Raw genomic sequence first — 24,033 nt, 5'->3', positions numbered from 1 at the left:
CCTTTCGCGGTCCCGGTTCACGACCAACGTTTTTGGTTACCAGCGATTACGCTATGCCGGTAACAAAACCGCGACAACGGGCCCGCGATAAGACCTTCTTCTCAGGATGCGAAGGCGGAACGGGGAGAGCGCGACGTAAAAGGCGCGAACAGGGATGCCGGACCCGGCCGGCGCGCGGCCGGCCAGGGGCTACGGGACCGGGGGCTACGGGACCAGGGGCTACGGGGCCGGGGGAACGGGAGAGCGCGCCCGGTCAGATCCAGCCGGCCTCGGTGGCGATACGGATGGCGTCCACCCGGTTCCTGGCGTTCAGCTTGGTGACTATCTTCGTGAGGTAGTTGCGCACGGTCCCGACGGAGACGTGCATGACGGCCGCGATCTCCGGCGGCTCGGCGCCGCCCGCGGCCAGCCTCAGCACCTGGACCTCACGCCCGGAAAGCGGGTTCTCCCCGACGTCCCACGCGGTCAGCGCGAGCTGCGGGTCGACGATGCGACGCCCCGCGGCCACCTCGCGGACCGCCTGGGCGAGGCGTTCCGAGGGCGTGTCCTTGAGCAGGAAGCCGGACACCGACACCGAGAGCGCGCGGCGCAGCGTGCCGGGCCGTCCCAGGCCGGTCAGGATCAGCGTCCGGCACGTGGGCAGTTTCGCGTGCAGCTCCTCCGCCGCGGAGAGGCCGTCGAGCACGGGCAGGTCGACGTCGATGATCGCGACGTCGGGGCGCGTCTCGAGCGCGGTGGGCACGATCCGGTCCCCGCTGCCGACCTGGGCCACCACCGTGAGGTCGGGCTCGATGTCGAGCAGGGCCGCCAGCGCCCCGCGCACCATGGGCACATCCTCGGCGAGGAGGATCTTCAGCACAGCGGCGCTCCCGTTCGGATGTCGGCTCCAGGGCGAGAACCGACGACCGGGGGCGGCAGGGCCTCCCGGTCCCGCGGGCATCCCCGCGACCGACCTCGCGGGCACTCCTGCGACCGACCTGACGGACGGTTCCGTGACCGATCCCGCGAGTGGCCTTGTAAGCGACTCCGCGAGGCGATTCCCATGTGCATACGCCTCGCCGCCGTTCGATCAAGCCGACTGGACCAACCGATCTTGCCCCGAATAGTACCGAGTCAATTGAATTTGGCAATGCCGTGAAATTCTGACATTCACTTACTCGCTTTTGTCAGCCGAAAAACGATCCGGCTGAATCACCCGCCACGGCTGTCCGTTCTCCGCGCGCCTCCCGATATATCTCCAGACATAACTTCCGGTATGTCCCTCAGCACCTGCGAGCGGGGAACGAGGGCCGCGTCGGGCGCGGTGACGACCAGCCGGAACTCCCCGTCGACGACCTCGGCCGCCAGCCGGCCGCCGACGGCGCGAAGCCGTGCCGCCAGGTCCCCCAGCCCGGAATCGTCACGGACGGCCGGGAGCTCCTGCGGCGATGCCCCGTCGTTGGTCACGCGCAGCCACAGCCCGCCCGACTCCAGGACCACCTCGATCGAGCACCACCGCGCGTCGCTGTGCCGCAACACGTTCGTGGCCGCCTCCCGCAGCACGACCGCGAGCAGCGCGTCCAGTTTCCCCAGAGTCAGGTCCGGGGGGACGGCCACCCTGGTGCCGATCCCCGCGGCGGCGAGCGTGGAGACCGACGAGTCCACCTCCGCGCCGAACGACATGTGCCGGTACCCGCTGGCCACCGCCCGGACATCCGCGACCGCCCGCCGCGCGATCTCCAGCACCTCCGCCACCTCGGTCTTCGCCCGCTCCGCGGACCTCGGCAGCAGCCGGTACGCCAGCTCGCTCTTGACGATCATCACCGACAGCTCGTGTCCCAGCAGCGCGTGCAGCTCCCGCGCCACCCGCAGCCGCTCCTGGGTCACCGCCATCCGCGCCAGTTTCCCCCGTGTCCGGTCCACCTGCGCCACCAGGTCCGACAGCGAGCTGATGCCGAAGACCACCAGCCCGGTCAGGAACGTGGAGATCACCAGGTACGCGGCCCACTCCGCCACGTCGCCCTGGAGCACCGACAGCAGCAACACCCCGGCGCCGACGGCCGCGTACAGCACCCACCGCCAGCGGCCCCCCACCAGCAGGACCGCCCCCGCGAGGAAGCCGCCCATCGAACCCCACGGCGCGCCGATCCACAGCAGCGGCAGGACCGTGGCGACCGCCTGCACCGCCAGGGTCACCTTCCTGAGCCACACCGGCCACGACCGGGGCTCCCCCAGGGAGTGGACGATCTGCACACCGACCAGCACGGCGACGCACACGACGAATCCGGCCAGTCCGACCGGATGCGGCCGCTCCGTCAGCACGTTGACCACGATGAGGACGCCGTACCCCAACAGCACCACCACGGCGATGAAGCGCGCCACCCGCAGATGCCAGGTCCGCGTCACGGCCCCGTCCGGCGCCCGGTCGTCCCGCGCGTCCGGCCGCGCGTGCTTCTCCGGCGGCCCGGACCTCTCGGATGTCCTGGACACCTCGGCCGGCCCGGGGGCCACGGAGGTCCGGGCCTCGCCCGTCGTCCCGGATTCCTCGGACGTCCCCGGCACGCCGGTCGCCCCGGTCGCCCCGATCCTGGCGGGAGCCCCGCCCTCCTCCACGGCCGGTGCCACCACCGGGGCCCCCAGCGGGGCCTCCGCCGTCAGCTGGAACCACTCGCCGTCGACCGCGACCGACAGCCGTCCCCCCGCGGCCTCCAGCCGTCCCGTGAGGTTTCCCAGTCCCGTACCGGTCCCGAACGAGCGTGTCCCCAGCTCCGGCTCGACCCCGTCGTTGCCGACCCGCAGCCGTGCCCAGCCCTCCTCCACCCCCGCCTCGATCTCGCAGCGCTGCGCCTTGCTGTGCCGCAGCACATTGGTGACCGCCTCCCGCAGCACGATCGCCAGCACCGTGTCCAGCGCCTCGGGCAGGCCCTCCTCCGAGACGTCCACGTCCACCCGTATCTCGGCGACCGACAGCATCGACTCCGCCGACTCGGCCTCCGCCGTCAGCGACATGGGGAGGTACCCGCCCGCCACCACCCGTACCTCCGCCAGCGCGCGGCGGGCGACCATCAGGACGTCCCGGAGCTCCTGCCGCGCCCGCTCGGCCGCCCCCGGCAGCAGCCGGTACGCCAGCTCGCTCTTCAGCGTCATCGCCGACACGTTGTAGCCCAGCAGGTCGTGCAGGTCCCGCGCCACCCGCAGCCGCTCCCGCGTCACCGCCATCCGCGCGAACTCCCCCCGCGCCGCGTAGAGCGCCTTCACCAGGGACGCCAGCGAGCTGACCCCGTACACCATCAGCCCGGTCAGCAGGGTGAAGTACACGCTGTAGACGACGTCCACCGCGACCAGGCTCTCCTCCCTGAGCGCGAGGAGGGCGCCGACACCGGCGGCGACGGCGAAGAAGAACCCCCAGCGCGCCGGCCCCGCCACCACCAGCAGCATGGACCCGGCGAGGAATCCCGCGATGGACCCCGCCTGCGGGCCGACCCAGGCGAAGGGCAGGAAGGTGGCGACGGCCTGCGTCGACAGCGTGAGGACCCGCAGCGGCACGGGCCAGCTCAGCGTGTCACGCGTCGAATGCGCGAGTTGCAGGACCAGCGCGACGAGAAGACAGCCGGCGAAACCCAGGAGCGCGGGGCCCGGCAGGCCCGTTCCCCATACGAACATCAGGGCGTTGAACACGTAGCCGTACAGAACGGCGACGATGATCGCGCGGGCCATTCTGGGGGCCGCCAGCCCGCCCGCTCCGTGCCGGGTCTCACTGCACGATCCGTGCAGCGCCCTGGCGAACTCGCGCCAGCGCTGCGGGGGGCCGGCGTTCACCGTCATCGACCGTCTCCTTCAAAGCCCGACCGGTGGTCCTTCCCCGTCAGCCCGACGCCCCGAAACAATTTATAACAGGCGCATAAACTTAGATAGGCCTGTCTGCGTGGCTTTGAGGGAATCAACAGGTGTACGCGGCGAAAAAACCGCGCACCATAGTCGCGGGGCGTGATTCACGTGCGTCCGGCGGCGGTACGCGGTGTGTCCGCGCGGCTCCGGCCGCGCGTCCCCGCGCATCCGTGAAACACCGGAAAAACGGGAATCGACTTACGAGATTGCCGCCCTCGCCCGTAGAACCCACTCCGCGTCATTCACCGCGTATCGCCCGGAGAAACGACTCGGCTCCGGGCCGGGACGGTGGCCGACGACGAATCCGCCGACGCTCGACTCGACACGCCAGTCGAGGCCGAAGACGCGTCCCGTCACCTCGATGTCGCCGCTGTCCAGCCTGCACGCCGCCAGCCCCATGGCCGTACTGACCAGGGAGAGCGTCTGCGTCAGCGCCCCGACGTTCTTGAGCACCAGCGAGTAGCTCAGCCCGTTGTACTTCCGCGACAGCCTGCGGAACCGCGCGGTGATGGTCAGCAGGACGGGCGGCGTCGCGTCCAGGTTCGCCGCCACCTTGCCCGTCTCCAGCAGCTCGTCCACGTCCGCCGGGGCGGACGCGATCGGCTCCAGCCGGTGCCGCATGGGGTCGTAGTGGTAGACGCCCCGGGGGACGTCGGCGCACCTGTCCACCGTGGCGTAGAGCTCCAGCTCGTAGGAGCTGCCGCTGCTCGGGTAGGGGCGGTCGCTCGTCGAGGTCGTCGAGGTCTCGTCCGGGGAGCCGACCAGGGACCTGACCCTGGCCGTCCGGTACAGGAGCTCCCCGAGCTCGTCGGCCGTCAGCTGTCTCTCCCCGTAGTGCCGGGTGTGCCGGCTCGCCTCGACGACCGTGGTCAGCGGAGGATCCCCCGCGAGCAGCTCGCCCCACTTCGGCCGGGGCAACGCGACGGGAGCCCGGGCCGCCCCCGGATCGACGAGCACCGGCCCCGGCCCCGGCTTCACGACGGGCTCGACGCTCCACTGGTCTCCCATCGGGTACGTCGCCCCGAAGTCGTGGTCGTGCCTGCCCAGGGTGGAGCGGGTGTGGAACATGAGGTCGAGGGGGGTCCAGGCGACGAGGGCCGGGTCGGTGTCCTCCTCGAACGCCATCGGCTGGAAGGGGTCTCCCTCCACGGCCTGCACCACCATCCCCGCCGCCATCAGGTAGGCGATCACGGGCTGGGAGTCCCGTTCGATCGCCGACGGGACGACCGGGCGGATCAGCGGCCCGACGTCGGACATGGCCTCGGCCCGGTGCAGGATGACCCGGTGCAGCGACAGCGGGGACTCGACGTGGTAGTTGTTCCCGTCGGTCCTGATCAGCGCGAACCTGGACAGGCGGACCGGGTGGAGCAGGGGGAGCGCCGGCAGCCGGAACCGGGCCCGCTGGGCGAGCGGGACCACCGACATCAGCGGCTGCTCGGGATCGAAGCCGAAGGAGCGCACCACGAGGTGCTGGAGGTCGTCGAGGATCGCGTCGAGCTCCCGCCGTTCGGTGTCCTCGCGGATGACGTTGTCGAGCGAGATGGGCCCCAGGCTCATCCGGCGCATCGCCTCCAGCACGGTGGATCCGGGGAACGGCAGGATCACGTCCTCCCAGCGGCTGTGGAGCACCACGGTCCCGCGGTGCGGTTCCGGTTCGATGTACACGTCCTCCCGGAACGACCACTGAGGATATATCGGGAGTAAATCGATATCGCTGCGTTGGCCACCGACCATTCTGTGACTCCTGACCCTTGTCGAGGCGGAACGGCTACATGAACAGGGGGATCGGGTTGAGGTCTTCGTAGGCCGTCGCCCTGTCGAGACGCCCGAGGAGGACCGGGACGTCGTACAGCCGGCCGGGGCCGAACCTCGCCCAGAAGTGCCGCAGTCCGGGAACGACGACCTTGACGACCGGCATGCCGATGTCGGGACGCGTCTGGTCGAGGACGAGGACGTCCAGGCCCATCCGCCCGGCCAGGGTGACGATGTGCTCGACGTCCTCGCGCAGATCACCGCGAGGGGTGTAGGCGTAACCGCGCAGGGTCCGCGGGGCCCGCTTCTCGTGGGGGCGGAGATAGGGCTGGTTCTCGGCCGTCGCGGTGAGCCACCACTCCTGGATGTGGTGATCGGTCGGGCCGTACCCCGTCCCGTCGGCGCGTGCCCCGGCGACGGCCGGGAGCAGTTGCCCGAGTTCGGTCAGCGCGCGCCGCGCGGCGATCCGGGGGTCGAAGTGGGCGCCGAAGCCGAGCATGATGTCCTCGGCCGGCTTGTCGACGCGCCGCGAGATCGCCACCATGACGGGGATGCCCAGGTCGGAGGTGACGTCGAGCACCCAGAACTCCCGGCCGATGTCCTCGTAGCGCGACCGCAGGCCGGTGATCCACGGGTCGCCGAACGAGCCGAGGTCCACGGCGGGCTGGCGCGTGCGGTTGTACCACCAGATGGCCACCGCGTCGCGCTCCACCAGCTCCAGGAAACCCTGGACGATCGCGTCCTCGACGCTTGAGCCCGCGGCGTTGCCGTTCGAGGTGGCGCGCACCGACGGATGGCCGCCCCTGCTGAAGTAGAGCAGGTCGGTGGGGAGCAGACGGTGCCGCTTCGCGGTGAGCGACCACACCGGGGTCCAGTCGACGACCTCCTCGTCGTCGAACGGCTCGGGGACGTGCTGAAAGGCCATGCTCTGGGCGTTCCAGCGGTTGCGGTCCTCGAACTGGCGCCGGTGGAAGTGCTGGCACTCGTCGGGACGCACGGCCCGCTCGCCCAGGCCGCGGAGGCTGTCTCTCACCGTCGGCTCGTCGCCGTGCCGCGAGCCGCAGTGTCTCTCCACCGCCTCGCAGAGCGCGCCCACCCTGGCCTCGATGTCGGTGCTGCCCTTGCCGCCGCTCTGCTGGCGCAGGCCGGCCCTCATAGCGGAGAGGCTGTCGTCGGTGAGCGCGAGGTTCGGCCCGGAAAGATAGCAGTGCAGGAAGGCGGGGCTGCGCGGGTCGCGCCGGATCACGTCCGTGATCCCGGTGAGGGGGTCGGCCAGGTGACGGTAGCGTTCCCACACCAGCTCGGAGGCGAGCGCGCGGTGCCCGTTGCCGCCCACGGTCGCCTTGCTCCTGGACGCGATGACGACGGGCCTGCCGACGCTCGCCGCCACCAGCCCGGAGTCCCCGCACGAGGGGCACTGCGGGCGCTTCTCCACCCGGTGCCGCAGCCCCTCCATCGAGAGGGTGTCGAGCGTCCACACGGTGTCCTGGTGCTCGTCGCGCGACCCGGCCAGCCACTTGACCGCCTCCAGGGCCGCGAACTGCGCCCCGAGGGCGCGGGTGAGGGGCAGCGACGCGTCGGGCGGGCTGGTGACGCTCGTCCTCTCCGCGTTCCACAGCCGCGCCTCCCCACGCCGGTGCCCGCGCAACCGCGTGGTCAGGCAGGACCAGCAGGGCCCCTCTCCCGGCCGGAAGAACGGGCCGACCCACAGGTCGGCGCCGGTCGGCTTGGCCAGCAGCCAGGGCCGCCCGTCCGCCAGCCGCCGCTCGTTGACCCGCTCCAGCTCCGGGGTGAGGTAGTCGTCGCAGAGCACGAGGGACAGGGCCGCGGGCCGGTCGCCGTCCTCCTCGACGGCGACGCCCATCGACCGCAACGCCTCGGCCACGGGCCTCGCGTCGACACCTCCGACGACGACGAGCCCGACGGACGACTCCGCCAGGGCCGACGTGGCCCGGTCCGCGTCCACCCGCCCGAGGTCCCAGTACGCCTCGGACGCGACATCGGCGCCGTCCCGAGGGGAACGGCGGGATCCGACGAGGTTCGCCTCCGCCAGCCTGCCGAGGATCCGCCCGAGCTGCCCGTCCGAGATGCCGGGCGCCGCGCGCCTGCGTACGTCGGCGAGGCTGTGGGTGCCGTCCAGCAGCGGCGCGAGCACCTGGATCTGCCCACCGGACAGGGCGACCGTTCCCCGGGCCGAGGTGAGATAGACCGCCTCTCCCGGAACCGTCACCGCCCGCAGGTGGCGTTTGAACCCGATCAGCGGTGAGGTCGCCCTGTTCGCGACGGGGGTGTTCATCCGCAGTAGGTCCAAGCGGCCACGACGGGGGCGGGGTGGTCGAGGTCCTCGATGACGAGGTCCTCAAGGACCTCGCACCTCACGGGCCCGGCACCCGCCTCGGGCGCCTCCTCCCAGCGACGGAGGTGGACGCCGGACTCCGCGAGCGTGGCGACGGGGTCGCCGGCGGGCTCGGACCCGGACTCGGTCCAGACGCTCTCCAGGAACTCGGCGAAGAGCCGGTCATGCTCCATCAGCCGCTCGGTCCGTGAAGCATTCAAGGTCACCATAACCGTCTCCTCGATCTGGGCGAGTTCGAATAAGTAAATTGTGCGTCCGAACCGGCGGCGAGAATAGTTTTCGCGTCATCAGGCGAGCATGAGAGTTTCACATCGCACTCGTGGCCCTGTGTGTAGGAGCTCCCGGTCCCGCGGAGCTACGCTGACCGCATCCGGACCGGAAGACTGGAGGAGACCATGGACCAGAAGCACATTCACCGGCCCCGAAAAAAGCTCATCCGGATCCCCCGGCGAAGGAAGAAGCGCGCGACCGTCGACCGATACGCCCTCGACACCCGCACTCCCAGCGGGGTTCATCTGTCCTACTAGAAAATCACGCGATTATCCAGAAAAAGCCTGCGACCTATTTTCTCGAAAGCCACGTCAAACGGATGGCTCGATACTTTCCTACTAGGTCAGCTTAAGAGGAAGAATGCACCACGACCTGCAAATAAATCGGCTGAGAGCATTGGTCACCGTGGTCGATGTCGGTGGTTTCCGGAGGGCCGCGGAGGCCCTGCACATAACCCAGCCCGCCATCAGCCAGCAGATCCGCCAGCTGAGCGGTCTCGTCAAGGGGCCCATCTTCACCTCGACCGGCCGGAAGCTGCAGCTCAGCCCGCAGGGCGAGGAACTCCTCGGGTACGCCCGCCGCCTCGTGGCACTCAACGACGAGGCGGTGGGCCGCTTCGTCCCCCCTCCCGGGAACGTGCGGCTGTCCATCGGGATCGTCAACCAGCTCGCGGAGGCGCTCCCGGAGATCCTGCGGCTGCTCACCAAGGGCATGCCGAACGCCCAGGTCAGCGTCCAGACGGGGTTGAGCGAATCCCTGGAGGGCCGGGTGAACACCGGACAGCTGGACCTGGCGCTGCTCCTCCAGACGAAGCCCAACGGGGCCGGTGCCGCGAGCCAGGAACTCGGCCACATGCGCATGGACTGGTTCGGGCGCCCGGCCCACGGAGAGGACGCCGCGCTCCCGCTGACGCTCTTCACCGAGCCGTGCACGCTCCGCGGCCGCATCGTGCACGTGCTCGACGAGTCGGACGTCCCGTGGCGTGTCGGCTACGAGGGCGCCGAGCTCGTCGGGCTGCGCGCGGCCGCCAAGGCCGGCCTGGGCGTGGCCTGCCTCGTCGCCAACGGCGACGAGCTCTGGGGCCTGCCCAAGGCCGCCAAGCTCACCCTTCCCTCCCCGCCGGGCCCGCTGCCGGTGACCATGGCCCTCTCCACCGGCGCCGCGACCTCGGGGTACGTCCCGATCGCGCGCAAGGCCTTCCAGCAGTCACTGCGCGGCTACCCCTTCGCCGGCTGAGCCGGGCGCCCTGTCGACCCGTCGATCTGTCGATCCCGTCGATCCGTCGGCCCTGTCGGTCCGGTCGGCCCCGTCGATCCGGCCGCCCCGTCCCCGAAGGTTCCCCATTGGGTGACTCACCCTGAAGACGCCGGGTGAATCACCCCGAGGGCCGCGGACGCCCCCTCCACCGCACCCACCAGCCGGGCGAGAACGGCCCCGTCCCGGAAAGCACGGACGCCGGGTGACCCACCCTGAAGACGCCGGGTGAACCACCCCGGGTTCCGGCGATGCCGGGTGAACCACCCGAAGGCGCCGGTCACCTCATCCCGGAACGCTCTCCTCCACGATCCCCGCGGCGCGGGTGGTCCCGTCCGCCGGGTCGATCAGCAGGCAGGAACCGGTCATCCGGGACCGCGCGTAGGGGTCGGCCGCGAGAGGGTCGGTGGTGCGCAGCACGACACTCGCGATCTCGTTGACGGCGAGGCTGTCCGCCTCCGGGGCGCAGGTCAGCTCCCCCAGGGCGGCGGAGGGCACGATGTCCTCGACGACCGCCTGGACCGTCCTGGTGGTGTGCTTGACCAGGACCCGCTCCCCGACGCGCAGGGGATCCTCGTGGAGGTGGCACGTGGTCGTGCGCAGCTCCTGGGTGAGGGCGGGCACGGCGTTCTCCGGCACGATGAGGGAGCCCCTGGAGACGTCGACGTCGTCGGAGAGGCGCACGGCGACCGACTGCGGCGCCCACGCCGTGTCGACGGGCTCACCGAGCACGTCGATCGCCGCCACCGTGGACGTCCACCCGCCGGGGAGCACCGTGACGCGCTCGCCGACGCGCAGGACGCCGCTGGAGATCTGGCCGGCGTAGGAGCGGTGGCCGTCCGCCCGGATGACGTACTGGACCGGAAGCCGCGCGGGCCCCTCGGAGGGGTCGACGCCCACCGGCACCGTCTCCAGGAGCTCCAGGATCGTGGGACCGGTGTGCCAGTCCATGTTCGGCGAGGGGGTGACGATGTTGTCGCCGGTGAGGGCGGAGATCGGGATCGCGGTCACCTCGCCGATCCCGAGGCCGGACGCGTGCCCGGTGAACTCCTCGGCGATCGCCGCGAACACCCCCTCGTCCCAGTCGACGAGGTCCATCTTGTTCACGGCCAGCACGACGTGGGGTACGCGGAGGAGCGCGGCGACGGCGGCGTGCCGCCTGGTCTGCGAGACGACGCCGTTGCGGGCGTCGACGACGATGAGCACGAGCTCGGCGGTCGAGGCGCCGGTGACCATGTTGCGGGTGTACTGCACGTGGCCGGGCGTGTCGGCGAGGATGAAGCGCCTGCGCGCGGTGGCGAAGTAGCGGTACGCGACGTCGATCGTGATCCCCTGCTCGCGCTCGGCGCGCAGGCCGTCGGTGAGCAGCGCGAGGTCGGCGGTCTCCCGCCCCTGCTTGCGCGAGGCGGACTCCACCGCCTCCAGCTGGTCGGCGAGGATCGACTTCGAGTCGTACAGCAGCCGTCCGACGAGGGTGGACTTCCCGTCGTCCACGGATCCGGCGGTGGCGAAGCGCAGCAGTGTGGTGGTCATCAGAAGTAGCCCTCCCGTTTGCGGTCCTCCATGGCGGCCTCGCTCAGCTTGTCGTCGGCGCGGGTGGCCCCCCGCTCGGTCAGCCGGGAGGAGCAGATCTCCTCGATGACCGCCTCCAGGGTCGCGGCGCCGGAGTCGACGGCGCCGGTGCACGACATGTCGCCGACCGTGCGGTAGCGCACGAGGCGCCGCTCCAGGGGTTCGTCCTTCGCCGGGCCGCCCCACTCGCCGGGGGCGAGCCACATGCCCCGGCGCGAGAAGACCTCGCGCTCGTGCGCGAAGTAGATCGGCGGAAGCTCGATCCCCTCCCTGAGGATGTACTGCCAGACGTCCAGCTCGGTCCAGTTCGACAGCGGGAAGACGCGGACGTGCTCGCCGGGCGAGTGGCGGCCGTTGTAGAGGTTCCACAGCTCCGGTCGCTGCCGTCGCGGGTCCCAGCCGCCGAAGTCGTCGCGCAGGGAGAACACCCGCTCCTTGGCGCGGGCCTTCTCCTCGTCCCGCCGCCCGCCGCCGAAGACCGCGTCGAAGCCGTTCGTCTCGATGGCGTCGAGCAGCGGCACCGTCTGCAGCGGGTTGCGCGAGCCGTCGGGCCGCTCGGCCAGCTCTCCCCGGTCGATGTACCCCTGGACCGAGGCGATCTCCAGCCGCAGGCCGTGCTCGGCGACGACGCGGTCCCGGTAGCCGATGACCTCGGGGAAGTTGTGGCCGGTGTCGACGTGCAGCAGGGGGAACGGCACCGGCGCGGGGGCGAACGCCTTGCGCGCCAGGTGGAGCATGACGATGGAGTCCTTGCCCCCGGAGAAGAGGATCACCGGCCGGTCGAACTCCCCGGCCGTCTCCCTGATGATGTGGGCGGCCTCCGCCTCCAGCACGTCCAGGTGGGACAGCTGGTAGGCGTGGCCGACGGTCTCGTCGACGGCGATCGTTGTCATCACGGTGTCCTCTCTCCTACGGCGGTCCCGACGGTCCCGGCGGGCCCGGCGGCACTGGCGGTCCCGGCGGCACTGACGGTCTCGGCGCCCCTGGCGGGCCCGGCACCGGCGACGGTCTCGGCGGGCCGGTCGGCGACGGCGGTCCCGGCGCCCCTGGCCTCCTCGTCGGCCGCGCCCGGCGGTGTGGCCGGTGGGCGGCCCTGTGCCACCCAGTTCGCGACCGCCCTGGACAGCACGGTCCTGGATCGCCTGAACTCCTCGGCGTCGAGGTGCTCGTCCGGCGTGTGGTCGAGCGCGGAGTCACCCGCGCCGTAGGCGACCATGGGCACTCCCCGCCAGGTGGTGGCGAGGGTGTTCATGTCGCTGCTCCCCTTCTTCGCGAGGAACCTCGGGGCCACGCCCTCCTCCCTGAAGGCACGCGAGAAGGCCTTCACCAACGGGCTGGTACGGGAGGTGATCACTCCGGGCGTGGCGCGGAGCACCTCCACGACGACCGGGCCGGCGACCCGGCGGACGAGCTCGACGAGGTGCTCCAGGTCCAGGGTGGGGGGAACCCGCACGTCGACGACGGTCTCGCCCAGCTGGACGTCCCCGCCGTTCACCGCGTGGATGCCGAGCACGGCCACCAGCGCCTGGGAGTCGGCCCCGCCGATCTCGTCGCGCAGCCGGCTCAGGACGTCCACCAGCTGGTCGGCGGCGGTGGTGACCCCCTGCCCGGCGGTGTGGCCGACGCCGTGACTGACGCGCAGCCGCACCTTGAGCAGGCCGTAGTAGCCGACGGTGAGGGCCTTCTCCCCGCTGGGCTCGCCCACGATCACCGCGTCCGCCCGGTAGTGGTCCCTGGCGTGGAAGGCCCCGGCGGAGGTGACCTCCTCCTCGACCGCGCCGATGACGCGCACCTGCGCCCAGCTCGGCACGTCCATGTCCGCGAGGGTCTCCAGGTAGGCGACGAGGCTGGCCTTGGCGTCGACGCAGCCCCTGCCGGTGATCGTCATCCCGTCCCAGCGCACCGGCCAGCGGTGCGGGACGGTGTCGAGGTGCCCGAGCATGAGCAGCCGCAGGTCGCCGGAGCCCCGGGTGGCCACGAGGTTGCCGGCCTCGTCGATCTCCGCGTGGACGCCGCGCTCCGTGCACCAGCCCGCCAGGTACTCGGCGAGCTCCCGCTCGTCGGCCGACACCGAGGAGATCTCCACGGCGCGGGCGAGGAGCGACAGGTCGGGCTCGGGTGCCGGGGCACGCCAGAAGCGCGTCCCCGACGCGGGAGACAGGACGTGCGGCCCGGTTATCGCGACGTCGGCGCTCCCGTCGAGGGCGATCTCCGCCGCGCGTACCTTCTGGCGCATCCGGCCGCGCGCGAACCGCTCCCCCTCGCCGCGTACGACGTCGGCCAGGCGGCTCGCGGGATCCTCGGGATCGGCGAGCAGGCCCGGCGTGCCGGTGACGAGGCGCAGGTGGTCGGCGCCGAGGGCGTTGGCCAGCTCGGCGGCGAGGACGTCGGCATCGACGTTGAGCGCGCTACCGTCAGCGCCATCGCCGCCTCCGGCGCCGTCGGCGACGGGCGGCGAGAGGCACACCACGTCGAACGCGTCGAGCAGCACCCGCAGGCGGTCCGCGGCCACTCCGGTCACGGTGCCCGCCCGGTGGTCGCGGACCACCGTCGTCCTGCCGTCCCGCACCGCCCGCAGCGGCCGGTTGGCCCGGGCGCTCACCAGCGCCCCGTCCCGCGCGACCGAGGTGAACACGGTGAGCCCGCGCGAGGTGAGCGCGTCGCGCACGCGCGGCAGCGTCACGCGCTCGTACGCGTCCACGATGTGCGGCATCTCCTCGGGCGGGCAGTAGCGCACCTCGCTGTCGCCCCGCAGGCTCAGCGTCCTGACGGGGCGGCCGATGTCGGCGTAGTGCCGGGTGATGCCGGCCGCGCCGCCCGCGACGAGGAGCACGCGGGCACCGCGCCGGCGCAGCAGCGCCACCTCGTCGAAGAGCCCGTCGTGTCCGAGGCTCGCGCTCCCTATCTTGACTACGTAGAGTGCCGCCTTTCGCGTGCTGGCGACGTGTCCGAGTACGGACATCTTTCGCTCCTCCTCAGCGTTCCTCAGCGTTTCTCGGCGTTCCTCGGCGTTCCTAGACGGTCCGGCCCTTCGGCTTTCAGCCGATGCCGCGGGTGTTGCCTCCGTCGGCCACGAAAACCGTGCCCGTGACGTATGAGGCCTGGTCGCTGGCGAGCATGGCGGCCAGCGCGCCGAAATCGTCCACGTCCCCGATCCTGCCGAGGGGGATCCGCTCGGCGACGCGGGCGATCTCCGTCTCCACGTCCGCGCCGAACTGCTCGTCGAGGATGGGGGTGCGGTGGAAACCCGGGGCGAGGATGTTGATCGTGACCCCGTTCGCGCCGAGCGCGTGCACCAGCCCCTTCATGTAGCCGAGCAGGCCCAGCCGGGCCACCGACGACAGGCCGCTCTCCGGGTGGGGCTGGCGCACCGACTCGGAGGCGATCATCAACATGCGGCCCCAGCCGCCCTTCTTGAGGAAGGGCAGCGCCGCGAGGGTGACGCTCACGTGCGGCAGGAGGTTCCCGTCGATGGCCGCCCGGTAGTCGGCGACCTCGAAGCCGTCGACGGGCCCGAACGGGACCCCGCCGGAGTTGGTCACCACGATGTCCAGCCCGCCGAACGCGTCCGCGGTCCGCCGCACCCATTCGGCGGCGGCCCGCTCGTCGCGCAGGTCCACGGGGGTGCTGAGCACCTCGCCCGTTCCCATCGTGTTGACCTCGACGTGGGCCCTGGCCAGCCTGTCGGTGTCACGGCCGCAGATCGAGACGTTCGCCCCCTCCGCCGCGAGGGTCTTGGCCACGGCCAGCCCGAGCCCGCTGCTCGAGGCCGCCACCAGTGCCACGCGCCCTTCAAGCCGAAGGTCCATGAGATATGGCTCCCTAATTCTCGTGTCCGCCTGGTCGGCGGGAACGGATACCCCTCGCGCCCGCCTACCGGGCGGGCAGGAGCGGGTACCCGTAGCGGGTGAGCATCGGCAGGGCCGCCGCGGTCGCGGCGGCGATCTCCCGCGCGGACAGCGCGGCGCGCCAGCGCTCGTCGGAACGGATCACGGTCTCGCCCTTGGACAATCGGTCGGGGTTGCCGGTCACCGTGTGGTTCTCCCGGAGCGAGACCAGGCCGGCCCCGTCGACCGGCGGCTCTCCCGCCAGCCCGGCGAAGCGCATGACCCGCTCGACGACCTCGCGCGGCCGGTCACAGAGGTCCTCGTGCCTGACCCGCAGGTACCGGTCGGGGGCGGCCGCTCCGACGAGCTCCGACGCGACGTTGAAAGCGCTCCAGTACCCGCTGCTGCGGGCGGGGCTCATCGGGTCGATGTACTCCTTGGCGTTCTTGTAGGAGAACGCCGTCGCGCGGGGGTCGCGCACCATGTGCAGCACCCGGACGTCCAGGTCCGTACGCCCCAGCAGCGCGGCCGCCTCGGCGGGGTACTTCGAGCCGTCCACGATCAGGCGCTCGCCGCCGTTTTCCGCCAGCGTCCGGTAGACGGCGGTGGTGCGCTCGAGCGCCTCCACGACGCCGGGTGCCGTCGGCGTCCGGCCCTGGGCCTCCGCGAGGCGCGCCCTGGTGTGGCGGGTCCGCAGCAGGAAGCGCTGCAGGATCGCCATCCGGCGCGCGTCGCCGGCCCGCGCCGTGCCGCCGGCTCCGAGCGCCGGGGACCAGACGTCGCACGCGGTCAGGTCCCTGCCGCAGCCGCAGGTGGAGTTCGTGCCGGCGTTGAGCACGCCGTTGCGCCACAGGTAGTGCAGCTCTCCGGCGTGCAGGACGCCGGGAAGCTCGCCGAGGACGTTCCCGAGCAGGGTGCTGCCGCTGCGCATCCACCCGGTGATGTAGAGGATCCGCGGGTCACCCATGGCGACCACCCCACGACAGCGTCATCAGGTGCTGCGGCAGGTGCACGGCGAGGCCGACGCGGGTGCTCGCCTCGACGACGTCGGCGCCGTCGGTCCCCGCGCCGCGGCGCAGCGTGAGGGAGGAGGCGCCGGGCAGCAGCAGGGTGAAGGCGGCGCGGAAGTCGCCCATGAGCAGGGTGTCCTTCGGGATCATGCGTGTCCTCGACACCGTGATCCCGGCGACGGCCAGCCGGCCGAGCATGCCCGTCCTGACCATCTCCCAGTAGACGGCGGGGTGGGCGACGATGCCGTCGCACGAGCCGCCGGTCTCCTCCACCTCGGCGGCGGCCTCGGTGGCCGCCTCCTCCAGGCCGAGACCGGTCCGCCGGTTCCGGGTGCCGGGCAGCCTGAGCAGCCCGGTGATCGCCCCGTCGCCGGTGCCGTGCAGCAGCGCCTCGTTCTCCGCCACCGACAGCCGCACGAGCACGCGGTAGTCGACGTACGGGGCCAGCAGCGCGGGCTGCCCGAGGATCCCGTCGGGGATCGGCACGGAGACGGTGAGGTCGGTGAGCCTGGCCCGCTCGATCCTGGGCGCGAAGGCCGCCTCGGGGGTGGCGGCGTAGGAGGTGCCCGACTCGCCCAGCCGCCCCCGGGGAGGCTCGTGGACGTAGGGCGCCGGGCCGTCGGCCACGGGCGCGGTCTTCAGCAGGTGGCGTACCGGATAGCGGGGACGGGAGGCGAAGAGCGGGAACGCCGCGGGCAGGTGCATGCCGAAGGGCACCACCAGATCCCCCCGTTCGCCGGCGCGCTCACCGGCCGCGCTCACGGCCGCCGCGAACTCCTCGCCCGGCGTGCGCTCGACGGCGCCGAAATCGAAATCAAGATCAGACGGAGCCGGGTCCATGCCGTCGCCGTTGACGGTCGGACTCTCTGCGATCCCTCGCATTACCCCTCCTTCTGGAGACCTCTGGAGACTTCTGGGGGACTTCTGGCGATGACGACAAGCGGGTAAACAATCATCACTGAAGAGCTTAATCACCCAGTGCACCATTTTTCGGCCCCTACCCAAGAAGCGATGCTTATGAGGTAATAGACCTACATTATGAGGTTGCCACATAAGCGATATCGTTCATTTCGAGTAAAATCACTTATTGGCCCTTTTATAGGAAATGGAGTTACGGTTTATAAGACAATCTCGGACAACTACGAACAGGGACGAGCTCATGCAGAAGGTTATGAACGGCCCGGAGTGTCCTGAGTGCGCGGCCGAGGTGACGATCGACGGCGACGCCAGGGTGAGCGAGATCGTCGAGTGCCTGGACTGCCGGAGCGAGTTGGAGATCGCCTCCGTCCAGCCCACGACCCTCACGCTGGCACCGGACGTCGAAGAGGACTGGGGCGAGTAGCGGAGGGAGCTGTGCCATGGATTCCGTAGCACCCCACCTCGCCGTCCTCGCGTCACGAGTGCGGTTCGAGGAGAAGAGCATCATGAACGCCCTCGAACGGCGCGGCGCCGGATTCGAGCATTTGGACCCCAGGTCGCTGTTCATCGCGGACGGCTCGGCCTGGACCGGCCCCACCCTCGTGCTCAACCGCGAGGTCGGGCACTTCCGCGCCCTCTACGCGGCGAGCGCCCTGGAGTCGGCGGGTGTGACGGTGCTGAACAGCGCCGCCGCCACGCACCTCAGTGGCGACAAGTGGCACACGTCGGCGGCCCTGCTGGACAGGGGGCTGCCGACGCCCAGGACCGCGCTGGCGATGACGTCGGAGGCGGCGCTGGAGGCACTGGACGAGATCGGCTATCCGGCCGTGATCAAACCGCTGGTCGGCTCCTGGGGCCGGCTGGTGACCAGGGTCACCGACCGCGCCGTGGCGGAGGCCGTACTCGAACACGTCGCCGCCCTCCCCTCCCCGCAGTCGCACGTGATCTACCTGCAGGAACAGGTCTCCAAGGCCGACCGGGACATCCGCGTGCTCGTCGTGGGCGGCGAGGCGCTCGGCGCGACCTACCGCCGGGGCGAGGAGTGGCGCACCAACGTGGCGAGGGGCGCGGTGAGCGAGTACTGCCCGCTCGGCCCCGACCACGTCAAGCTCGCGGTCGCCGCCGCCGAGGCGGTCGGCACCGACATCGCGGGCGTCGACCTCATCGAGGACGCGGACGGGCGCCTGACCGTGCTCGAAGTCAACGACCGGGTGGAGTTCAGGGGCTTCCAGGAGGCCCACGGCTCCAAAGCCGACGTGGCGGACGCCATCGCGGCCCATCTCATCGCGAAAGGAGCGACATGACACGCGTTGCGGTCGTCGGGGCCGCCGGCTACATCGGCGGCGAGCTCCTGCGCATCCTGACCACCCATCCAGAGGTCGAGCTGTCCGCCGCCACCTCGCGGCGCCTGAGCGGCCGCCAGATCGACGGGGTCCACCCGAACCTGAGGGAGAGGACCCGGCTGGCCTTCTGCGCGGAGGACCAGCTCGACCACTACGACGTGCTGTTCCTGGCGACACCGCACAAGGAGACGATGCGCCGGATGCCGGAGTTCCTCGACAGGGCCGGCACCGTCATCGACCTGTCCGGCGACTTCCGGCTGCGCTCCGCCGACACCTACGAGGAGTACTACGGGGTCCCGCACGAGGCCACCGGGCTTCTCGACACCTTCGTGCCCGGCGTTCCGGAGTTCCACCGGGACCGCCTGCGCACGGCCGACCGGATCAGCGTGCCCGGCTGCATGGCGAACGCCGGGATCCTGGCGCTCACCCCGCTGGCCGAGGCGGGGCTGATCAGGGACGAGATAACGGTCGACGCCAGGACCGGTTCCAGCGGCGCCGGGGCGACCGCGGGCTCGGAGAACCTGCACGCCGAACGCAGCGGCGCGCTCAGGGTCTTCGCTCCGACGCGGCACCGGCACGAGGCGGAGATATCCCAGGCGACCGGGCTCCCCGTCCGCATGACGGCGACGGGGGTGGAGGCCGTACGAGGGGTGCAGCTGCTGTGCAGGGCACGCCTCGCCGACGGCGCCGAGGAGCGGGACATCCGCTCCGCCTACCGGGAGCGGTACGCCGACGAGCCGTTCGTCCGCGTGGTCGCCCAGCGGCGCGGCCTGCACCGGTTCCCGGACGCGAAGATCCTGTCCGGCTCCAACTTCTGCGACGTCGGCTTCGCCCTTGACCCGGAGACGGACGACGTGACGGTGATCGCGGCCCTGGACAACCTGGTCAAGGGCGGTTCCGGGAACGCGGTGCAGTGCATGAACATCCGGCTCGGCCTGCCCGAGTCCCTCGGGCTCGACTTCACCGGCCTGCACCCGAACTGACAGGTTCACCGGCCCGTACCCCGAACCGGCTCGCACCCGAACCGGCTCGCCTCCGAACCGGCCCGTACCCCGAACCGGCCCGTACCCCGAACCGGCTCGCACCCCGAACCGGCTCGCACCCCGAACCGGCTCGCCTCCGAACCGGCCGGGACGAGGCCCGTCCCCGAACCGACCGACGCGAAAGGAGCAAATATGAACGGCACCTCCACCCTGCCGGGCACGATCCCGGCGGGTGAGACGGCCGATCCGGCCGCGGTGACCGGCCGGATCAGGGAACACATCGTGAACATGTGCGCGAGCCCCGAGGGCGGGCACCTGGGGGGCTCCATGTCCCTCGTCGAGGTCCTCGCCACCCTGTACTTCCAGATCATGCGCGTCGACCCCCGCGACCCGGGCTCGCCCGACCGCGACGTGCTGCTGCTGAGCAAGGGACACGCGGGCATCGCCCTCTACGCGACCCTCTGCGAGGCCGGTTTCTTCCCCGAGGAGCGGCTCGCCGACTACGCGCTGCCGGGAAGTTCCTTCATGGCCCACCCCCACGCCGAGATTCCCGGCGTGGAGATGCCGTCCGGCTCCCTCGGCCACGGCCTGGCGCTGGGGGTCGGGGTCGCGCTCGCGGCCAGGCTCGGCGGCTCGGGCCGCCGGTGCTTCGTGGTCATGGGCGACGGCGAGCTCCAGGAGGGCTCGGTCTGGGAGGCCGCGAGCGTGGCCGCGAACCACGGGCTGGACAACCTGACCGCCGTGATCGACCGCAACCGCCTCCAGATCACCGGAGAGACGGAGAACGTCGGCGACCTGGAGCCGCTCGCCGACCGGTGGCGGGCCTTCGGCTGGCGGGTCCAGGAGGTCGACGGCCACGACGTCGCCGCGCTGGCCGCGGCGTTCACCACGCCGCCGGAGCCGGGGCGGCCCACCCTGGTCATCGCCCACACCGTCAAGGGCAAGGGGCTGCCCTTCATCGAGGGGCAGGCGCGCAGCCACTACGCCAAGCTGGGCGACCGGCAGCACCGCCGCGCGCTCTCCGCCCTGCGCGCCACCTCGGAACGTGATTCCTCGGAACGCGCCCCCCAGGAAGGAGAGCGGCGATGACCGCCACCACCGTGAAGACGCGCTCGTCCCGCGAGGTCTACCGGGACGCGCTCGTGGAACTCATGCCGGCGGACGAGCGGCTGGTCTGCCTGGACAGCGACACCGGCCTGTTCAGCGGGGTCGACTTCGGCGAGGCGAGCGACAGGTACCTCAACCTGGGCATCGCCGAGCACACCCTCATGGGCGCCGCGGCCGGGCTCGCCAAGGAGGGACGCGTGCCCGTCGTGAACACGATGGCGGCGTTCGCCTCGACCCGGGCCCTGGAGGCCGTCAAGGTCGACATCGCGCTCAACAACCTGCCCGTCCGCATCGCCGCGACCCACTCCGGGGTGTCGGGCGGCCATCTCGGCCCCACCCACCACTCGCTGGAGGACCTGGCCGTGATGCGGAACCTGCCGAACATGACCGTCGTGGTCCCGGCCGACGCGGCCACCACCGACGAGCTGTTCCGCCAGGCCCTCACCCTGCCGGGCCCCGTCTACTTCCGGCTGGGCCGCAACGCCACCCCCGACCTTCCCGGCGGCCCGCCCGTACGGCTCGGGGAGGCGCGGACCCTGAGGGAGGGCACCGACGTCACGCTGGCCGCCTGCGGCCCGTACCCGGTGCTGGCCGCCCTCGACGCCGCGGAGCTGCTGGAGCGCGACGGCATCGCGGCCTCCGTGATCCACGTGCACACGGTCAAGCCGCTGGACACGGCCACGCTCGCCGCCGCGGCGGGCGCGACCGGCGTCGTGGTCACCGTGGAGGAGCACTGGCGCGCCGGGGGCTTCGGGGCCGCCGTCGCCGAGAGCCTCGCCGAGATCCTGCCGGTCAGGGTGCACCGGGTGGCGATGCCGGACGCGTTCGTGCCGGTCTCCGGCGGCCAGAGATATCTCCTGGAGCGGGGCGGCATCACGCCCCAGGCCGTCGCCGCGCGGGCCAGGACGGCCCTCGGCAGGACGAGGAGGGCACCCCGATGAAGGACGACTTCCGGGCCGCGGGCCTGTGGCGCGACGAGACCATCCTCGACGACCTCCGGCGATCCGCCGCCAGCCACCCCGGCAAGCCGGCGCTGGTCTGCTACCGCGACGGCGTGGCCGAGACCGTGACGTACAGCGAGCTCGCCCACCGCGTCGACCGCCTCGCCGCGGGCCTGGTGCGGCTGGGCGTGCGGCGCGGCGACGTGGTGACCCTGCAGCTGCCCAACTCCTGGCAGCTCGTCGCGTCGATCCTCGCCTGCGCGCGGGCCGGCGCCGTGGCGGGCCCGGTGGTACCGATCATGCGCAGGCGCGAGGTCGAGTTCATGACCCGGCTCACCGCCAGCCCCGTGTACATCGCGGCGGCCGGGTTCCGCGGCTTCTCGTACGCGGACATGAGCGCCGAGGTCGCCCGTTCCGTGCCCAGCCTGCGCCACCGGGTGCTGCTCGGCGGCGGTGACCACGGCGGCACGGAGGGCGCACTCGACTTCGACCACGACCTGCTCGGCCCCGAGCCCACCCCCGAGGAGATCGAGGCCCTCGACACCCTTGAGGCCGGACCGGACGACCCCGCCCAGATCGTGTTCACCTCCGGCACGACCGGCGAGCCCAAGGGCGTCGTGCACAGCCACAACACCCTGTACGCGATGAACAGGGCACAGGCCGACGTGCTCCACCTGACCATCAGGGAAGTGACGGCGATGGGTTCCCCCACGACCCACCAGGCCGGCTACACCTGGAACTTCGTCATGCCGCTCATCCTCGGCGCGACGGCCGTGCAGGTGGACGCGTGGGACCCGGACGTGATGCTGCGGATCCTGGAGGAGCGGCAGGTCACGTTCTTCATGGGCGCGCCCACGTTCCTCTCCGACCTCATCGAGGCGCAGCGCGCCTCCCCCAGGGACCTGTCCTCGCTGCTGACGTTCGCCACGGGCAGCGCGCCGATCGCGCCGCTCCTCGTGGAGGACGCGCGGGAGGTCCTCGGCTGCCGGGTGTACGCCCTGTGGGGCATGAGCGAGAACGGCTGCGTGACGATCACCCGTCCCGACGACCCGCCGATGCGCGCGGCCGAGAGCGACGGCACCCCCGTACCGGGGATGGAGGTCAGGATCGTCGGCCGCGAGGGCGAGCCGGTGGCCGCGGGGCAGCCCGGCCTGCTCCAGGTCCGCGGCGCCGCCCAGTGCCTCGGCTACTTCCGCCGCCCCGAGGTGTACGCGGAGTCGATGACCGAGGACGGCTGGTTCGACACCGGGGACCTGGCCCGCGAGGACGGCTACGGTGGCATCCGCATCACCGGCCGGGTCAAGGACGTCATCATGCGGGGCGCCGAGAACATCCCCGTCGTCGAGGTGGAGGCGGCCCTGTTGCGGCACCGCTCCGTCAAGGACGTGGCGGTCGTCGGCTACCCGGACCCGCGGCTGGGCGAGCGCGCCTGCGCGATCCTCGTCACGGCGGACGCGGCGGAGGGCTCCCCGCTCACCCTCGACGACATGCGCGGCCACCTCTCCGGCCTCGGCATGGCCAAGCAGTACTGGCCCGAGCGGCTGGAGATCGTGCCGTCCCTGCCGAGAACCCCCTCCGGGAAGATCCAGAAATTCACCCTGCGCGACCGGCTCCGGACCTAGGACAGGCCATGGACTTCGAATTCACCAGTGAACAGCAGGCGCTCGCCAAGAGGGTGCGGGAGTTCGCGGCCGACAGGGTGGCCCCGTACCGCCAGGAGAGCGACGCGCGGCGCGGTTACCGGACCGGCCTCCTCGCCGAGATGGGCGAGGAGGGGTTGTTCGCGCTGCGGGTCCCCGAGGAGTACGGGGGACGCGGGCTCGACGCGGTGAGCGCGGGCATCGCCCTGGAGGAGCTGGCGGCGGCGGACCTGTCGGTCTGCTACCCCGTGCTCAACGCCGCCCTCATCGGCGGCGTCCTGGCCGCGAACGGCACGCCGGAACAGCTGGCGGGCTGGCTGCCGCCGATCGCCACCGGCGAGTCGATCGTCGCGCTCTGCCTCACCGAGCCCGGCCACGGCACCGACGCCGCGAGCATCGAGATGCGCGCCGAGCCCGACGGCGACGGGTGGGTGCTGAACGGCGAGAAGACCTCCATCATGGTCGCCGCCTACGCCACGCACGGCCTGGTCTTCGCGCGCACCGGAGAGGCGGGGGCGCACGGCATCACCGCCTTCTACGTCCGGCTCGACGAGGCCAAGGTGAGCCGCGAGGTCCTCTCCGACCTCGGCTGCCGGTCCGGCGGGCGCGGCACGCTCGTCCTCGACGACGTCCGCGTCGGCCCCGGGGACGTGGTCGGGCAGCCGGGACTCGGCTTCGCCGCGGTCATGCGCGGGTTCGGCGTCTCGCGGGCGCTCATCTCGCTGATGGCGCTCGGGGTCGGCCAGGCCGCCCTCGACGAGGCCGTCGCCCACGCGGGCGCCAGGGAGGCGTTCGGCCGGCCCATCGGCAGGTTCCAGGCGGTGGCCTTCCCCCTGGTCGAGCACGCGACCATGCTCCACGCGGCCCGGCTGGTGTCCTACGAGGCGCTGTGGCGCGCCGACAACGGCATGGACCCGCGCGTCCCCTCCAACATGGCCAAGTGGTGGGCGCCGAAGGCGGCGATGGAGGCCGTTCACCAGTCCCTGCTGACCATGGGCCACCTCGGCTGGTCGGAGGACGGCCCGGTCGCGCAGCGGCTGAGGGACGTCATCGGCCTCCAGCTCGCGGACGGCACCGCGGCGGCCACCAAGCTCGTCGTCGCGAGAAAGCTCCTCGGCAGGGAGAACGCGCCGTGACCGACGGCGACGCCGTCGGGTGAGCCGGGCGGAGACTGACGAGCCGTCTCCGCCGGG

The 24,033-nt window shown here is 71.7% G+C and carries 19 protein-coding genes; 8 read left to right on the top strand and 11 right to left on the bottom strand.

The annotated features are described in order from the left end of the window. Positions 1 to 253 precede the first annotated feature (253 nt). From AC5L38_RS13750 to AC5L38_RS13730, 5 genes are all read right to left on the bottom strand, one after another. Complete coding sequence (locus tag AC5L38_RS13750) at positions 254 to 859, bottom strand: response regulator transcription factor (RefSeq protein WP_495243163.1); 606 nt, start codon at positions 857 to 859, stop codon at positions 254 to 256. Positions 860 to 1,191: 332 nt separating this feature from the next. Beyond that, positions 1,192 to 3,804, bottom strand: coding sequence for a sensor histidine kinase (locus tag AC5L38_RS13745; RefSeq protein WP_495243162.1), 2,613 nt, complete (start codon positions 3,802 to 3,804; stop codon positions 1,192 to 1,194). Between the two features lie 261 nt (positions 3,805 to 4,065). Continuing rightward, entirely contained in the window at positions 4,066 to 5,532 is a 1,467-nt protein-coding gene (locus tag AC5L38_RS13740; RefSeq protein ID WP_495243161.1) for a SagB/ThcOx family dehydrogenase, read from the bottom strand. 103 nt (positions 5,533 to 5,635) lie between these two features. Beyond that, positions 5,636 to 7,915 carry a TOMM precursor leader peptide-binding protein gene (locus tag AC5L38_RS13735; protein WP_495243160.1) on the bottom strand — a complete coding sequence of 760 codons (2,280 nt, stop codon included), beginning with the start codon at positions 7,913 to 7,915 and terminating at the stop codon, positions 5,636 to 5,638. Next, entirely contained in the window at positions 7,912 to 8,184 is a 273-nt protein-coding gene (locus AC5L38_RS13730; protein ID WP_495243159.1) for a hypothetical protein, read from the bottom strand. Before AC5L38_RS13730 ends, AC5L38_RS13735 begins: the two co-directional genes overlap by 4 nt. Before the next feature lie 421 nt (positions 8,185 to 8,605). Between AC5L38_RS13730 and AC5L38_RS13725 the strand changes: the two genes are divergently transcribed. After that, positions 8,606 to 9,481: a LysR substrate-binding domain-containing protein gene (locus tag AC5L38_RS13725; protein WP_495243158.1), complete on the top strand. Its 876-nt coding sequence runs from the start codon at positions 8,606 to 8,608 to the stop codon at positions 9,479 to 9,481. 303 nt (positions 9,482 to 9,784) lie between these two features. Here the strand turns inward: AC5L38_RS13725 and AC5L38_RS13720 are convergent, their stop codons facing one another. The 6 genes from AC5L38_RS13720 to AC5L38_RS13695 all read right to left on the bottom strand — a co-directional run bounded on the left by AC5L38_RS13720 (position 9,785) and on the right by AC5L38_RS13695 (position 16,790). After that, the gene (locus AC5L38_RS13720) at positions 9,785 to 11,032 is read right to left on the bottom strand and encodes a sulfate adenylyltransferase subunit 1 (protein WP_495243157.1); all 1,248 of its coding nucleotides are present in this window, start codon (positions 11,030 to 11,032) and stop codon (positions 9,785 to 9,787) included. After that, on the bottom strand, positions 11,032 to 11,964 hold the full coding sequence (cysD, locus tag AC5L38_RS13715; protein ID WP_495243156.1) for a sulfate adenylyltransferase subunit CysD: 933 nt from the start codon (positions 11,962 to 11,964) through the stop codon (positions 11,032 to 11,034). The genes AC5L38_RS13720 and cysD overlap by 1 nt, the downstream gene beginning before the upstream one ends. After that, entirely contained in the window at positions 11,964 to 14,033 is a 2,070-nt protein-coding gene (locus tag AC5L38_RS13710) for a M20/M25/M40 family metallo-hydrolase (RefSeq protein WP_495243155.1), read from the bottom strand. The genes cysD and AC5L38_RS13710 overlap by 1 nt, the downstream gene beginning before the upstream one ends. 76 nt (positions 14,034 to 14,109) lie before the next feature. Further along, entirely contained in the window at positions 14,110 to 14,880 is a 771-nt protein-coding gene (locus tag AC5L38_RS13705; RefSeq protein WP_495243154.1) for an SDR family NAD(P)-dependent oxidoreductase, read from the bottom strand. Between the two features lie 64 nt (positions 14,881 to 14,944). Next, positions 14,945 to 15,865, bottom strand: a complete 921-nt coding sequence (locus AC5L38_RS13700) for a sulfotransferase (protein WP_495243153.1) — start codon at positions 15,863 to 15,865, stop codon at positions 14,945 to 14,947. Next, positions 15,858 to 16,790 carry a family 3 encapsulin nanocompartment shell protein gene (locus AC5L38_RS13695; protein ID WP_495243152.1) on the bottom strand — a complete coding sequence of 311 codons (933 nt, stop codon included), beginning with the start codon at positions 16,788 to 16,790 and terminating at the stop codon, positions 15,858 to 15,860. The genes AC5L38_RS13700 and AC5L38_RS13695 overlap by 8 nt, the downstream gene beginning before the upstream one ends. 277 nt (positions 16,791 to 17,067) lie before the next feature. On the opposite strand from AC5L38_RS13695, the gene AC5L38_RS13690 reads away from it, so the two are divergent. The 7 genes from AC5L38_RS13690 to AC5L38_RS13660 all read left to right on the top strand — a co-directional run bounded on the left by AC5L38_RS13690 (position 17,068) and on the right by AC5L38_RS13660 (position 23,976). Further along, a complete protein-coding gene (locus AC5L38_RS13690) occupies positions 17,068 to 17,250 on the top strand; it encodes a lysine biosynthesis protein LysW (protein ID WP_472746755.1) in 183 nt (60 codons plus the stop codon). A gap of 16 nt (positions 17,251 to 17,266) precedes the next feature. Further along, complete coding sequence (locus AC5L38_RS13685) at positions 17,267 to 18,130, top strand: RimK family alpha-L-glutamate ligase (protein WP_495243151.1); 864 nt, start codon at positions 17,267 to 17,269, stop codon at positions 18,128 to 18,130. Continuing rightward, on the top strand, positions 18,127 to 19,152 hold the full coding sequence (gene argC, locus AC5L38_RS13680; RefSeq protein WP_495243150.1) for an N-acetyl-gamma-glutamyl-phosphate reductase: 1,026 nt from the start codon (positions 18,127 to 18,129) through the stop codon (positions 19,150 to 19,152). Before AC5L38_RS13685 ends, argC begins: the two co-directional genes overlap by 4 nt. Positions 19,153 to 19,344: 192 nt before the next feature. Next, complete coding sequence (locus AC5L38_RS13675; protein WP_495243149.1) at positions 19,345 to 20,241, top strand: transketolase; 897 nt, start codon at positions 19,345 to 19,347, stop codon at positions 20,239 to 20,241. Next, entirely contained in the window at positions 20,238 to 21,200 is a 963-nt protein-coding gene (locus tag AC5L38_RS13670; RefSeq protein ID WP_495243148.1) for a transketolase family protein, read from the top strand. The genes AC5L38_RS13675 and AC5L38_RS13670 overlap by 4 nt, the downstream gene beginning before the upstream one ends. Next, positions 21,197 to 22,822 (top strand): AMP-binding protein, encoded by a 1,626-nt coding sequence (locus tag AC5L38_RS13665; protein ID WP_495243147.1) that lies wholly within the window; start codon positions 21,197 to 21,199, stop codon positions 22,820 to 22,822. Before AC5L38_RS13670 ends, AC5L38_RS13665 begins: the two co-directional genes overlap by 4 nt. A gap of 8 nt (positions 22,823 to 22,830) precedes the next feature. Continuing rightward, positions 22,831 to 23,976 carry an acyl-CoA dehydrogenase family protein gene (locus AC5L38_RS13660; RefSeq protein WP_495243146.1) on the top strand — a complete coding sequence of 382 codons (1,146 nt, stop codon included), beginning with the start codon at positions 22,831 to 22,833 and terminating at the stop codon, positions 23,974 to 23,976. The last annotated feature ends 57 nt before the right edge of the window (positions 23,977 to 24,033 follow it).

It is taken from the genome of Streptosporangium nanhuense, assembly GCF_059358815.1.
The sequence above is the reverse complement of the archived record's forward strand: the minus strand, read 5'-3'. Positions and strand labels throughout refer to the sequence as shown.

What these genes read in the sequence shown, in the direction of transcription:
- AC5L38_RS13745 (WP_495243162.1), bottom strand. Translation starts at nt 3,804, where the DNA reads ATGACGGTGAACGCCGGCCCCCCGCAGCGCTGGCGCGAGTTCGCCAGG.
- AC5L38_RS13735 (WP_495243160.1), bottom strand. Translation starts at nt 7,915, where the DNA reads ATGAACACCCCCGTCGCGAACAGGGCGACCTCACCGCTGATCGGGTTC.
- AC5L38_RS13730 (WP_495243159.1), bottom strand. Translation starts at nt 8,184, where the DNA reads ATGGTGACCTTGAATGCTTCACGGACCGAGCGGCTGATGGAGCATGAC.
- AC5L38_RS13725 (WP_495243158.1), top strand. Translation starts at nt 8,606, where the DNA reads ATGCACCACGACCTGCAAATAAATCGGCTGAGAGCATTGGTCACCGTG.
- AC5L38_RS13720 (WP_495243157.1), bottom strand. Translation starts at nt 11,032, where the DNA reads ATGACCACCACACTGCTGCGCTTCGCCACCGCCGGATCCGTGGACGAC.
- cysD (WP_495243156.1), bottom strand. Translation starts at nt 11,964, where the DNA reads ATGACAACGATCGCCGTCGACGAGACCGTCGGCCACGCCTACCAGCTG.
- AC5L38_RS13710 (WP_495243155.1), bottom strand. Translation starts at nt 14,033, where the DNA reads ATGTCCGTACTCGGACACGTCGCCAGCACGCGAAAGGCGGCACTCTAC.
- AC5L38_RS13705 (WP_495243154.1), bottom strand. Translation starts at nt 14,880, where the DNA reads ATGGACCTTCGGCTTGAAGGGCGCGTGGCACTGGTGGCGGCCTCGAGC.
- AC5L38_RS13700 (WP_495243153.1), bottom strand. Translation starts at nt 15,865, where the DNA reads ATGGGTGACCCGCGGATCCTCTACATCACCGGGTGGATGCGCAGCGGC.
- AC5L38_RS13695 (WP_495243152.1), bottom strand. Translation starts at nt 16,790, where the DNA reads ATGCGAGGGATCGCAGAGAGTCCGACCGTCAACGGCGACGGCATGGAC.
- AC5L38_RS13690 (WP_472746755.1), top strand. Translation starts at nt 17,068, where the DNA reads ATGCAGAAGGTTATGAACGGCCCGGAGTGTCCTGAGTGCGCGGCCGAG.
- AC5L38_RS13685 (WP_495243151.1), top strand. Translation starts at nt 17,267, where the DNA reads ATGGATTCCGTAGCACCCCACCTCGCCGTCCTCGCGTCACGAGTGCGG.
- argC (WP_495243150.1), top strand. Translation starts at nt 18,127, where the DNA reads ATGACACGCGTTGCGGTCGTCGGGGCCGCCGGCTACATCGGCGGCGAG.
- AC5L38_RS13675 (WP_495243149.1), top strand. Translation starts at nt 19,345, where the DNA reads ATGAACGGCACCTCCACCCTGCCGGGCACGATCCCGGCGGGTGAGACG.
- AC5L38_RS13670 (WP_495243148.1), top strand. Translation starts at nt 20,238, where the DNA reads ATGACCGCCACCACCGTGAAGACGCGCTCGTCCCGCGAGGTCTACCGG.
- AC5L38_RS13665 (WP_495243147.1), top strand. Translation starts at nt 21,197, where the DNA reads ATGAAGGACGACTTCCGGGCCGCGGGCCTGTGGCGCGACGAGACCATC.
- AC5L38_RS13660 (WP_495243146.1), top strand. Translation starts at nt 22,831, where the DNA reads ATGGACTTCGAATTCACCAGTGAACAGCAGGCGCTCGCCAAGAGGGTG.